We start from the raw sequence: 11,332 nt of genomic DNA on the forward strand, positions 1-11,332 counted from the left end.
CGAACGGCGCGGCGCGCGCGACCGGGCGCGATGAACCGCTGCGCCCGACCGGCCCTTTCTCGGCCGGCCGGGCGCGGCTTGCGGGCTCAGCCCCGGACCTCTTCGGGCGCCGGGCGGGACGACGGACGCAGCCGGGCGACGGCGGTCAGAACGGCAACGTAGAAGACCGGCACCATCACGATGCCGAACAGCGCCGAGAAGACGATGCCGCCCAGCATGCCGATGCCGATCGAGTTCTGCGCATTGGCCCCGGCGCCGCTGGCCAGCGCCAGCGGCAGGATGCCGAAGCCGAAGGCAAGCGAGGTCATCAGGATCGGCCGCAGCCTCTGCCGGGCGGCGGTGACCGTCGCCTCGACCAGGGCCTCGCCCTGCCGCCGGAGGGTTTCGGCGAATTCGACGATCAGGATCGCGTTCCGCGCCGCCAGACCGATGGTCGTCAGCAGGCCGACCTTGAAATAGACGTCGTTCGACTGACCCAGCAGCCAGGTCGCCAAGAGCGCCCCCAAAATCCCGACCGGCACCGACAGCATCACCGCGAAGGGCACCGCCCAGCTTTCGTAAAGGGCAGCGAGTGCCAGGAACACGACCAGCGCCGACAGCGAATAAAGCAGGGGTTCCTGATTGCCCGACAGCCGTTCCTGATAGGACAGGCCGGTCCAGGCGACGCCATAGCCGCCATCCGCGCGTGAGACGAGCTCTTCCATCACCTCCATGGCGTCGCCCGAGCTGATCCCCTGCGCGGGAGCCCCCGAGATTTCCATCGCGCGGGTGCCGCCATAGCGGTCGAGCGAGGGCGTCACCTCATCCCAGACCCGGGTCACGAAGGCCGAAAGCGGCACCATTTCGCCCCCCGAATTGCGCACATACCAGGCGTCGATATCCTCGGGCTGCATCCGCCAGCGCGCATCGCCCTGCACGATCACCTCGCGCAGGTCGTTGCCCAGCGGGAAATCGTTGACATAGGTTCCGGCAAAGACCGTGGCCAGCATCCCGTTGACGTCGGACAGCGACACGCCCAGCGCCTCGGCCTTCTGCTGGTCGATATCGAGCCGGAGCGAGGGCTTGGTGGCGTCGTCATTGCCGCGCAGGTTGGTGACGCGGCCATCGGCGGTCGCGTCGGCCACCAGCCGGTCGGCGGCCGCCTTCAGCGCCTCTTGCCCGGTTGCCGCCTGATCGACCAGATACATGGTAAAACCGGACGAGGTGCCCATGCCTGGGATCGCGGGCGGTTGCATGACGTAGATCTGCCCAAACCGGTTCTGGAAGAAGGCGCCGTTGGTCCGGGTGCTCAGGGTCTCGGCGTCAAGCCCGGGCCGGTCGGCATAATCGCGAAGCTTGACGAACATCATCGCGGTGTTCTGCCCGCTGCCGCCGAAGCTGAAGCCGACCGCCGAGAAGACCGAGTCGACCGCGCCGTCAGTGGCGGTCAGCATGTAGTCTTCCAGCGCCGCGACCGCCTCTTCGGTCTGGGCGGTGGTGGCGTGCTGGGGCAGCTCGATGGTCGCCATCAGCACCCCCTGATCCTCCGTCGGCAGGAAGGACGAGGGCACCTCGCGATAGACGAGCCCGGCACCGACCCCGACCGCGGCCAGCACGATCAGCATCCGGAACGGCCGCCGGGAAAACCGCGCCACGCTGCCGCCATAGCCGCCGGTCAGCCGGTCGAGCCCGGCATTGAACCAGCGCAGCGGCGCCAGCTGCGCATGGCCGTCTCCGGGCCGCAGCAGGGTCGCGCACATGGCGGGCGTCAGGATCAGCGCGACCAGCAGCGACAGCACCATCGCCGAGATGATCGTCACCGAGAACTGCCGGTAGATCACCCCGGTCGAGCCCGACATGAAGGCCATCGGCAGGAACACCGCCGACAGCACCACGACGATGCCAACGAGCGCGCCGGAAATCTCGCCCATGCTCTTTTCGGTGGCCTCGCGGGGCCCGAGCCCTTCTTCGGCCATCACCCGCTCGACATTCTCGACCACCACGATGGCGTCGTCGACCAGAAGCCCGATCGCCAGCACCAGCGCGAACATGCTGAGCGTGTTGATCGACATGCCCAGCGCCGCCAGCACCCCGAAGGTGCCCAGCAGCACGACCGGCACCGCGATGGTCGGCACCAGCGTCGCGCGCCAGCTTTGCAGGAAGAGCAGGATCACCAGAAAGACCAGGACGATGGCCTCGCCGAGGGTGTGATAGACCTGCTCGATCGACTGCTCGACGAAGGGCGAGGTGTCATAGGGGTACTCGACCGCCACGCCCTCGGGCAGCGATCCCGCCAGCCCGTCGATGGTGGCACGGACCCGGCTTGCGGTCTCGACCGCATTGGCCCCGGTCGCGAGGTTGACCCCGAAGCCCGCCGCGGGCTTGCCGTTGAAGCGGCTGGAGCTGCCATAGCTTTCCTCGGCCAGCTCGATCCGCGCGACATCGGCCAGATAGACGCTGGACCCGTCGGGTTCGGTCTTCAGCAGGATGCGCTGGAAATCCTCGACCGAGCTCAGCTGCGACTGGGCCGACAGCGATACCGTAATCTGCTGGCCCGCGACCACGGGCTGCGCGCCCAGCGCGCCGACGGTGACGTTGGTGTTCTGTGCCGCGACGGCAGCGGTCACGTCGGCGGGCGTCAGCTGGTACTGGAAAAGCCGGTCGGGATCGAGCCAGATGCGCATCGCATATTGCGTGCCGAAGACGTTGATCGACCCCACGCCCTCGGTCCGCTGCACCGCGTCCTCGATCGTCGAACTCAGCAGATCGCCCAGCTGGACCGAACTGAGGCTGCCATCCTCGGACACGAGCGCGCCCACCATCAGGATCGAGCTGGTCGAGCGGGTCACCGCCACGCCCTGCTGGGTGACGCTGCCGGGCAGCTTCGATTGCACCAGCTGCAGCTTGTTCTGCACCTGCACCTGCGCCATGTCGGGATCGACCGTGTCGTCGAAGGTCAGCGACACGCTGGCCGACCCCTCGGACGAGGTCGAGGTCATGTAGGTCAGCCCGTCGAGCCCGGTCATGCCGTCCTCGATCACGGTGGTCACCGAATTCTCGACGGTTTCGGCCGAGGCGCCGGTATATGTGGCCGAGATCCGCACGGTGGTCGGCGCGATGTCGGGATATTGCGAGATCGGCAGAGTGGCGAGGCCGAAGACGCCCACCAGCATGGTGACGATGGCCAGCACCCAGGCAAAGACCGGGCGTCGGATGAAGAACGCGGCCATGGTCTAGTCCTCCGCGCCGGGCGTCGCGGGGGCGGCGGGCGCTGCGGGCGCGCCGGGCGTCGCAGGGGCGGCGTCCCGCACCAGCCCGTTTTCATCAAGCGTGGCGGGCACCGCTTGCACCTTCTGGCCGTCGGTCAGAGATTTCAGCCCGTCGACGATCAGCCGGTCGCCGGGCTCGATCCCGTCCTCGACGATCCAGCTGTTCTGGTGGCTGCCGATCTCGGTCAGCGCTGTCTTGTGCGCGGTGCCGTCGGCCCCCGCCACGAAGGCGGTCAGCGTGCCCGAGCCGTCGCGCTCGGCGGCGCGCTGCGGCACCAGGAAGGCCTCGACCGTGCCGACCGAGACCTCGCCCCGGACGAACATGCCTGGCAGGATCAGCCGCCGCGGATTGTCGAAGCGGAACCGCACGCTCATGGTGCCCGTCGATGTCGCGACGCTGGTTCCCGGCGTGACCAGCTGGCCCTCGCCCTCGTAGGTCCGGCCGTTTTCCAGCACCAGCCGGGCCCTGAGACGGTCGTTCAGCTTCAGCGTGCCGGCCTCGATCTGGCCGCGCACGGACAGCACCCGGGCGCTGGTCTCGATCATGTCGACATAGATCGGGTCAAGCCGGGTGACGGTGGTCAGCGCATCGCCTTGCGCCGCCGTGACCAGGTCGCCGACCGACACCGCCGAGACATCGGGCACGCCCTCGATCGGGCTGCGGATCGTGGTCCAGGACAGCTGGGTCCGCGAATAGTCGAGCGCGGCCTGGGCCGCGTCGAGCGTGGCCCTCGCCTCTTCCAGTTCGGCCCGGGCGGCGTCGACCTGGGCGGCGGAATAGTTGTTGCCCTCGAGCTTGAGCGCCCGCTCATAGGCGGATTGCACGACCGGCAGATTGGCCTCGGCCTTGGCCAGATCGGCCTCGTCACCGGCGACCGCGGCGCGATAGGCCGCATCGTCGATCCGGTAGAGCGGATCGCCCACCTTCAGCGGGCGGCCGGGTTTGTAGACCACCTCTTCGACGACGCCGTCGACCCGGGGCCGGATCTCGACATCCTCGAAGGCCACGGCCCGGCCGGGCAGGGTGACGGTGCGCGGCACCTCCTGGCGCTGCATCTCGATCACGCCCACCTGCATCGGGGGCGCGCCGCCGGTCGCGGGCTCCTGGGCGAGGGCGGCGGGGGTCAGCCAGACAAGCGCGGCCAGCACCGCAAGGCAATCGAGCGGGGACCGGAACGGCAGCGACCGGGTCAAGGAGATGAGTGACATGCAATATCCGTAAGAGGCTCAAGGGGAGCGGAACCTGCCCGGTGCTACGCAACACACGCCGAAGGGGCAACGATACCGACCATAACGGTTGTGTTACGGCGCTGGCGAGAAATTCCGTTGGTGACGGCGCCAATCCGGCCGGGAGGGGGCGCTGGAGGACGGCGCCGGTCCGGCCTCAGCCGCGCCTCTTGCGAACGTAAAGCTCCATCCGGTGATGGACGATTTCATAACCCAGTTCGGTGGCGATGCGGGCCTGCAGCTCTTCGATGCGGTCCGAGCGGAATTCGACCACCTCGCCGGTCTCGACGTCGATCATGTGGTCGTGATGGGCGGTCTCGGCGCGTTCGAAACAGGCGGGCGCGCCCTCGAACTGGTGGCGCTGGATCACGCCCTGTTCCTCAAGCGCGCTGAGCGTGCGGTAGACCGTGGACAGCGACAGGCCCGGCACCCGGGGCACGGCCCGGCGGTGCAGCTCGACCGCATCGGGATGGTCCTCGGTCTCGGCCAGCACGTCGAGCAGGGCGGCACGCTGACGGGTGATGCGCACCCCCGCCGCGCGCAGCGCCCGGGTCAGCCTGTCGGTTCGGTCCTGCATGGCCGTCTTCCTTTCGGTCGGTGCGCGCCCCGGCGCTCAGCCCGCGATGCCCGCGCGTCGCGAGGCGGCCCGGGTCAGGTGCAGACGCCGTCCGAAGGCCGCCGCGAAAAAGGCCGTCAGCACGAGGATGATCGTCGCCGCCGGGGCGCTGTCGAGATAAAAGCTGGCATAGGTTCCGCCCAGCATGGCCGCAAGGCAGACGGCGACCGAGACGACCAGCATCCGCCCGAAACTCCGAACCAGCAGGAAGGCGATGGCACCGGGGGCGATCAGCAGGCCAACGGCCAGGATCAGCCCGGTCGCCGACAGTGTCGCCACGATGGTCAGCGACAGCGCCGTCAGAAGCCCGTAATGCAGCACTCCCAGCCGCAGACCCGAGGCCCTGGCCTGGGCCGGGTCGAAGGCGTGCAGCATCAGGTCCCTCCATTTCGCGGCCAGCGCCAGCGTCACGCCCAGCGAGATCAGCCCCGCGGTCCACAGGTCCCGCGGCCCGACGCCCAGCATGTTGCCGAAAAGGATATGGTCGAGATGGGCGTTGGAGGGGAAGGCGGTAAAGAGGATGACCCCCAGCGCGAACATCCCCGAAAAGACGACGCCCATCACCGTGTCGCGCTTGATCCGGCTGTTTTCGGCCAGATACCCGGTCAGAAGCGCGCTGGTCATGCCCGCCGCGAAGGCGCCGAGGATCAGCGGCGCGCCCGCGATATGGGCCAGAACGATCCCGGGCAGCGTCGCATGGCTGACCGCGTCCCCCATCAGCGCCCAACCCTTCAGCACGAGAAACGAGGACAAAAGCGCGGTCGGCACGGCCACCAGCAGGCAGATCAGGAAAGCGTTCTGCATGAACGGGAATTGAAACGGCATCAGCAGGCTGTCGATCACGACGCGGCCTCCCATCCGTCCGGCCCGCGTCTCAGCGCCGCGGCCGCCTTGCGCCGCGCGGCCAGCACCCCGTGTTTCGGGGCGAAGACGAAGGCGGTCAGGAAGATCAGCGTCTGCATCAGCACGATCACCCCGCCGGTCGCGCCGTCGAGGAAATAGCTGGCATAGGCGCCCAGAAACCCGGTTCCGGCGCCAATGGCGACGGCCGCGGCAATCAGCCGCGGAAACCGGTCGCAGAGAAGATAGGCGGTGGCGCCGGGCGTCACCACCATCGCGATCACCAGAAACGCGCCGACCGTCTGCATCGCCGCCACGACCGAGGCCGACAGCAGGGTGAAGAACACGGCTTTCAGCAGTTGCGGCCTCAGCCCGATGGACCGGGCATGGGCCTCGTCGAAGAAGGTCACCATCAGGTCCTTCCACCTGGCCAGCAGGATGCCCAGAGAGACGAACCCGATGATCGCCAGTTGCAGCGTGTCGCCGGGCGTGATCGCAAGGACATTGCCCATGATGATCGACTGCACCGAGACCGAGACCGGGCTGACCGAGATCATGAAGAGCCCGAGCCCGAAGAACGAGGTGAAGATCAGCCCGATCACCACATCGGTCTTCAGCCCCGAGCGGTCCGACAGGACCAGCATCGCGCCTGCCGCAAGCCCGCCTGCAAGGAACGCCCCCAGCGCGAAGGGCAGGCCCAGCATGTAGGCGCCCGCGACCCCCGGGACGACGGAATGGGACAGCGCGTCGCCGATCAGCGACCAGCCCTTCAGCATCAGATAGGCCGACAGGAAGGCGCAAACCGCCCCCACCAGCGCCGAGACCCACATGGCGTTGGTCATGTAGCCATAGGCGAAGGGCTCGAGCAGGCTCATTGCGCGCCCTCGCGGTCCTGGGTGCGGTCGCCATATTGCACCAGCGGGCGCTCGTCGTCGGTCAGGATCGAAATCTGGCGCGGGTCGTCGTCATCGTGCAGCTTGGGGCCGCCCAAGGTGAACTGGCGCAGCACGCCGCCGAAGGCGCGTGCGAGGTTGGCGCGGGTGAAGGTGGTCGCGGTCGGCCCCGCCGCCAGCACCGTGCCCCGCACCAGCACCGTCCGGTCGCAGAATTCGGGCACCGAGCCCAGATTGTGGGTCGAGACCAGCATCACCCGGCCCTCGTCCCGCAGCGCGCGCAGCAGCGCCACGATCTGCTCCTCGGTCTTGACATCGACGCCGGTGAAGGGCTCGTCCAGCAGGATCACCCGGCCGTCCTGCGCCAGCGCGCGGGCCAGAAAGACCCGCTTTTTCTGGCCGCCCGACAGCTCGCCGATCTGGCGGTGGCGAAACGCCTCCATGCCGACGCGGCCCAGCGCGCGGTCGACCGCGGCCCGGTCCGCCGCGCGCGGACGCCGCAGAAAGCCCATATGGCCGTAGCGGCCCATCATCACCACATCCTCGACCAGCACCGGGAAGGACCAGTCGACCTCCTCGGCCTGCGGGACATAGGCCACCAGATTGCGCCTCAGCGCCTCGCGCACCTCCAGCCCCAGCAGCCGGATCTCGCCCGTCGCGACCGGCACGAAGCCCATGATCGCCTTGAAAAGCGTCGATTTCCCGGCGCCGTTCACGCCCACCAGCGCGGTGATCGTGCCGCGCGGGATGGCGAAGCTCACGTCATGCAGCGCGGTATGGCCGTTGCGGTAGGTCACGGTGACGCCGCGCGCGAGAATGCCGCTTTCGGGACCCGCGCCCGGATCGGTGCCCGGACCTGCCCCCGGACCTTTTCCCGGATCGGCATCGGTCGTCGTCGCGTCGTCGGCGGTCGGGCGGTGCAGCATTGTCGTCCTTTCCAAGGCCGCGCTGGGCGTCAGTTCGTGGCCGTCGCCTCGATCAGGCCGGTCGCCACGGTTTCCGAAGTCACGCGCAAGAGGTCCAGATAGGTTGGCACCGGCCCCGTCGGATCGCTGAGACTGTCGACATAGAGCACCCCGCCGAAGGCCGCCCCGGTCTCGCGCGCTACCTGCGTCGCGGGATCGGCATTCACCGTGCTTTCGCAGAAGACCACCGGAATGTCGTGCGCCCGGACCCCGTCGATCACCGCGCGCACCTGCTGCGGCGTGCCCATCTGGTCGGCGTTCATCGGCCAGAGATACAGTTCCCGGAGGCCGAAATCGCGCGCCAGGTAGCTGAACGCGCCCTCGCAGGTCACCAGCCAGCGCTTGTCCTCGGGGATGCGGGCGATCTCGGCTTTCAGGGGCTCAATGGTGGCGCGCAGGCGGTCCTTGTAGGCCGCCGCATTCGCGGCATAGGTCGCGGCATTGTCCGGGTCGCGGGCGGCCAGCGCCCCGGCGATGTTGTCGACATAGACCAGCGCGGTTTCAAGCCCCATCCAGGCATGCGGATTGGGGTTGCCCTCATAGGCGCCTGCGGCAATCGGGATCGTGTCGATCCCCGCGCTCAGCGTGGCCGAGGGCACATCGCCCAGATTGGCCAGGAACTGTTCGAACCAGAGTTCCAGGTTCAGCCCGTTCCACAGGATCAGATCGGCATCCGAGGCGCGCACGATGTCGCGCGGCGTGGGTTCATAGCCGTGGATCTCGGCCCCGGGCTTGGTGATCGAGACGACCTCGGCCGCCTCGCCCGCCACGTTCTGCGCCATGTCGGCCAGTACCGTGAAACTGGTGACGACCTTCAGCTTTTCCGCCGCCAGGGCCGCGCTGGAACTCAGACCTGCGGCCGCACAGGCGGTCAGCAGGCAAGCGGTGATCGGTCTCATCGTCGGCTCCGCGTGTCGGGTCGCTGATCTCTGATCTATGCAGTTGCAAGTCATTTGCAACAAAAATCTCGATGCCGTTCAGGGGCGGTGGTGCAGAAAGCCGTTTTGAGGCGCATGGGCGCCTTTCCCCCTCCATCTCGCCCATGGCTTGCATGTGTCTGGCGCCACGGTCAGGGGTGCTGTCCGACGATCGGCCCGGTGACAGGCACCTTGCCCGCCGCCGATCCGGATCGGACGATCCGCGCGATCATTGCCGCGGCCGGCAGGACTGGCCCGGAGAGGAGCATGCGTTCAGGCAGTTCAGCCGCAATTGCTCCGACCCGGACCGGGGCAAGGATTGGGGGGCGGGGGACACGCCGCGCCTTGAGGGGCGGCTGCCGGGCCTGTCCATCCGGGGAGGTGGGTTGCCCGAAATCCGAGACGCGATACGTCAGCCGCGAGCCTCACGAAAAGGCTCGCGACATCGCCCGCGAATGCCGAAGGACCCGGGCCTGCAAGCTGTCCCGCGACAAGCGAAAAGGCAGGAGATGCGCGTCGCCGACCTGAAACGGAGCCTCGGGTTGATCCGACGTCGCTGGCGTGGGCCGGATGATGCGACGGACGGGTCGCTGTTCGCTGCCCTCGTCTGAAACCTCCGGAACCTCTGAAAGCTCGAAGAGCCACCGCCCCTCCACGCCGCGCGGGACCCCTCGGCAGGCTCTGGGGCGCAACCATGTCCGGTCGTTTTTACGCCCCGCAGATCTGCCCGGTCAGCGCCACCAGATCCCGCTCTTCCGCGGCGGTATGCACCAGCCCGTAGGCCCTGGCGATCCGCCGGAACCGCAGGACATACTGGCATTGGAAGCCGGGATCGGGCGGCAGCCATTCCAGCGGCCCCCGCGCGCCCTTCGAACGGTTCGCCGAGGCGGTGACGGGCAGCAGGTTGGCGGGATCCAGGGCGAAGCGGGCGCGTTTCTCGGCCGACCAGCTGGCGGCACCATGCCCCCACGCATAGCGCAGCGGCACGATGTGATCGATGTCGAGATCCCCGGCCTCGGTCACCACCTGGCCGGTATAGGGCGCGATCCAGCGGCCGTGGCGCACCGAGCATCCCGACGGCGCCAGGGTCACCGGCACGGTGGAGAGGTCCGCCAGCAGCTCGGCCCGGGTGTCGAGGCAATCGCCATCCGGATCTGCCCAGCCCGGGCCGAAGGCCGCGCGGCTATAGGATGCGGCCGGAGGCTCGGGGGCCGGCGCGACCGGCGTGCAGGTGAGGAGCGTGAGGCTCAGCAACAGCAGGGGCAGAAGTCGGTGCATCCGGGGCGAACCTTTTACTCAGCCCCCCGAAATCCGGATGAATGCCGCATCGGCCGGGGGAACTCATACGAGCTCCGTCATGGCCTCGCGGCTTGCGATGTTCAACTCCTGCGCGGCTCCTTTTGCCCGCGCCGGTAATACGCCTCTCATGGTTGCGGCAGATGCCGGTGAGGCCTCGAATTGGGGCCGGTCGTCGATCCTCTGTGCGACCGCGCTCCGGAGCGCGCCGACCCGTTCGAACCGGGCGCGCGCTCGTCGCCTCTCGGCGCCCGACGGTGGCACCAAGACGAGAGCGCCCGTTCTTGCCATGGCCTCTACGAATGTTCCTGCGATCACTCACGGGCTTCGACAGGGCGGCTGCCAAGACGTGCTTTGGTCGTTTCGTTTCCGACAACCAACTGACCGCAAGCCAGAGCACCGTCCTGGACTTAATCATCGACAGCCTCTGCAAGAACGGCCTCATCGATCCCGGCGCCTTCTGCGAAAGCCCCTTCACCGACATCCACGAGATCGGGATCGCAGGGCTTTTCGGGCCTGATCAGGCAGCAGAGATCATCAAGATCGTAAAAGACGTGAACAGGTCTGCCGCCGCGCAATCCAGTGAGCTTGCAGCGCTGGAGGTCCGATGCAAGCAAAACGACCAACGAAACCGAGGGTGGTCAAATCGATGCTTTCATCTGGGACGCAGACCCCGCCCTTTGGTGGAAGCTATCCTTCCCTTTACAGCACGCGCCGTGCCGACGACGGGTCAGGCTTCCAGTTCGGCGTCCCAGTAGAGGAAGTCGAGCCAGCTGTCATGCAGGTAGTTCGGAGGAAACTTACGGCCGACATCGCGCAGCTCGGTGGCCTGGGGACGGCGCGGGGCGCGGCGAAGCGCCATGCCCGCCTGGCGCAGGCTTTTCGAGCCTTTCCGGAGGTTGCAGCGCGAACAGGCGGCGACGACGTTTTCCCAGCTGGTGATGCCGCCCCGGGCGCGGGGCACCACATGGTCGAAGGTCAGATCGCCCTTGCAGCCGCAATACTGGCAGCTGAATTCGTCCCTCAGAAAAAGATTGAAGCGCGTGAAGGCCACGCGCTTCTGCGGTTTGACGAAATCTTTCAGGACGACAACAGAGGGTATTCGGATCGTCCGGGTCGGACTTCGGACGACCTTGTCGTATTCGGCCACGATGTCGACCCGGTCGAGGAAGGCCGCCTTGACCGCTTCCTGCCAGGGCCAGAGCGACAGCGGATAGTAGGACAGCGGGCGGTAATCGGCGTTCAGGACCAGCGCCGGATGATGCTTGAGAGAGCCTGGCTCCCGCACGAACGAAGTTCTGAAATCGCCATCCATGGTGAGACTCAGCCT

At 67.7% G+C, this 11,332-nt stretch carries 10 protein-coding genes; 1 reads left to right on the forward strand and 9 read right to left on the reverse strand.

The genetic code is table 11. From position 1 onward, the window contains the following. Positions 1-86: 86 nt before the first annotated feature. The 8 genes from BYZ73_RS04985 to BYZ73_RS05020 all read right to left on the reverse strand — a co-directional run bounded on the left by BYZ73_RS04985 (position 87) and on the right by BYZ73_RS05020 (position 9,984). Positions 87-3,209, reverse strand: coding sequence for an efflux RND transporter permease subunit (locus BYZ73_RS04985; RefSeq protein ID WP_112315119.1), 3,123 nt, complete (start codon positions 3,207-3,209; stop codon positions 87-89). Between the two features lie 3 nt (positions 3,210-3,212). Continuing rightward, positions 3,213-4,457: an efflux RND transporter periplasmic adaptor subunit gene (locus tag BYZ73_RS04990; protein ID WP_112315120.1), complete on the reverse strand. Its 1,245-nt coding sequence runs from the start codon at positions 4,455-4,457 to the stop codon at positions 3,213-3,215. Between the two features lie 175 nt (positions 4,458-4,632). After that, positions 4,633-5,052: a Fur family transcriptional regulator gene (locus BYZ73_RS04995; protein ID WP_112315121.1), complete on the reverse strand. Its 420-nt coding sequence runs from the start codon at positions 5,050-5,052 to the stop codon at positions 4,633-4,635. A gap of 36 nt (positions 5,053-5,088) precedes the next feature. Next, the gene (locus tag BYZ73_RS05000) at positions 5,089-5,934 is read right to left on the reverse strand and encodes a metal ABC transporter permease (RefSeq protein WP_112315172.1); all 846 of its coding nucleotides are present in this window, start codon (positions 5,932-5,934) and stop codon (positions 5,089-5,091) included. Next, positions 5,931-6,806 carry a metal ABC transporter permease gene (locus tag BYZ73_RS05005; protein WP_112315122.1) on the reverse strand — a complete coding sequence of 292 codons (876 nt, stop codon included), beginning with the start codon at positions 6,804-6,806 and terminating at the stop codon, positions 5,931-5,933. Before BYZ73_RS05005 ends, BYZ73_RS05000 begins: the two co-directional genes overlap by 4 nt. Continuing rightward, positions 6,803-7,750: a manganese/iron ABC transporter ATP-binding protein gene (locus tag BYZ73_RS05010; protein WP_112315123.1), complete on the reverse strand. Its 948-nt coding sequence runs from the start codon at positions 7,748-7,750 to the stop codon at positions 6,803-6,805. The genes BYZ73_RS05005 and BYZ73_RS05010 overlap by 4 nt, the downstream gene beginning before the upstream one ends. Positions 7,751-7,779: 29 nt before the next feature. Continuing rightward, positions 7,780-8,688 carry a metal ABC transporter substrate-binding protein gene (locus BYZ73_RS05015; protein WP_112315124.1) on the reverse strand — a complete coding sequence of 303 codons (909 nt, stop codon included), beginning with the start codon at positions 8,686-8,688 and terminating at the stop codon, positions 7,780-7,782. 726 nt (positions 8,689-9,414) lie between these two features. Then, complete coding sequence (locus BYZ73_RS05020; RefSeq protein WP_112315125.1) at positions 9,415-9,984, reverse strand: HNH endonuclease family protein; 570 nt, start codon at positions 9,982-9,984, stop codon at positions 9,415-9,417. A gap of 320 nt (positions 9,985-10,304) precedes the next feature. Here BYZ73_RS05020 and BYZ73_RS22665 point away from each other — a divergent pair, with 320 nt between their 5' ends. Next, positions 10,305-10,760, forward strand: a complete 456-nt coding sequence (locus BYZ73_RS22665; RefSeq protein ID WP_181497962.1) for a type I restriction-modification enzyme R subunit C-terminal domain-containing protein — start codon at positions 10,305-10,307, stop codon at positions 10,758-10,760. Here BYZ73_RS22665 and BYZ73_RS05030 read toward each other — a convergent pair. Then, positions 10,733-11,317, reverse strand: coding sequence for an HNH endonuclease (locus BYZ73_RS05030; RefSeq protein WP_108026330.1), 585 nt, complete (start codon positions 11,315-11,317; stop codon positions 10,733-10,735). The genes BYZ73_RS22665 and BYZ73_RS05030 overlap by 28 nt on opposite strands. Between the last annotated feature and the right edge of the window lie 15 nt (positions 11,318-11,332).

The organism is Rhodovulum viride (genome assembly GCF_003265965.1).
GTDB lineage: Bacteria > Pseudomonadota > Alphaproteobacteria > Rhodobacterales > Rhodobacteraceae > Rhodovulum > Rhodovulum kholense.

Excerpts from the sequence above, each read along its gene's own strand:
- BYZ73_RS04985 (WP_112315119.1), bottom strand. The coding sequence starts at position 3,209 with ATGGCCGCGTTCTTCATCCGACGCCCGGTCTTTGCCTGGGTGCTGGCC.
- BYZ73_RS04990 (WP_112315120.1), bottom strand. The coding sequence starts at position 4,457 with ATGTCACTCATCTCCTTGACCCGGTCGCTGCCGTTCCGGTCCCCGCTC.
- BYZ73_RS04995 (WP_112315121.1), bottom strand. The coding sequence starts at position 5,052 with ATGCAGGACCGAACCGACAGGCTGACCCGGGCGCTGCGCGCGGCGGGG.
- BYZ73_RS05005 (WP_112315122.1), bottom strand. The coding sequence starts at position 6,806 with ATGAGCCTGCTCGAGCCCTTCGCCTATGGCTACATGACCAACGCCATG.
- BYZ73_RS05010 (WP_112315123.1), bottom strand. The coding sequence starts at position 7,750 with ATGCTGCACCGCCCGACCGCCGACGACGCGACGACGACCGATGCCGAT.
- BYZ73_RS05015 (WP_112315124.1), bottom strand. The coding sequence starts at position 8,688 with ATGAGACCGATCACCGCTTGCCTGCTGACCGCCTGTGCGGCCGCAGGT.
- BYZ73_RS05020 (WP_112315125.1), bottom strand. The coding sequence starts at position 9,984 with ATGCACCGACTTCTGCCCCTGCTGTTGCTGAGCCTCACGCTCCTCACC.
- BYZ73_RS22665 (WP_181497962.1), top strand. The coding sequence starts at position 10,305 with ATGTTCCTGCGATCACTCACGGGCTTCGACAGGGCGGCTGCCAAGACG.
- BYZ73_RS05030 (WP_108026330.1), bottom strand. The coding sequence starts at position 11,317 with ATGGATGGCGATTTCAGAACTTCGTTCGTGCGGGAGCCAGGCTCTCTC.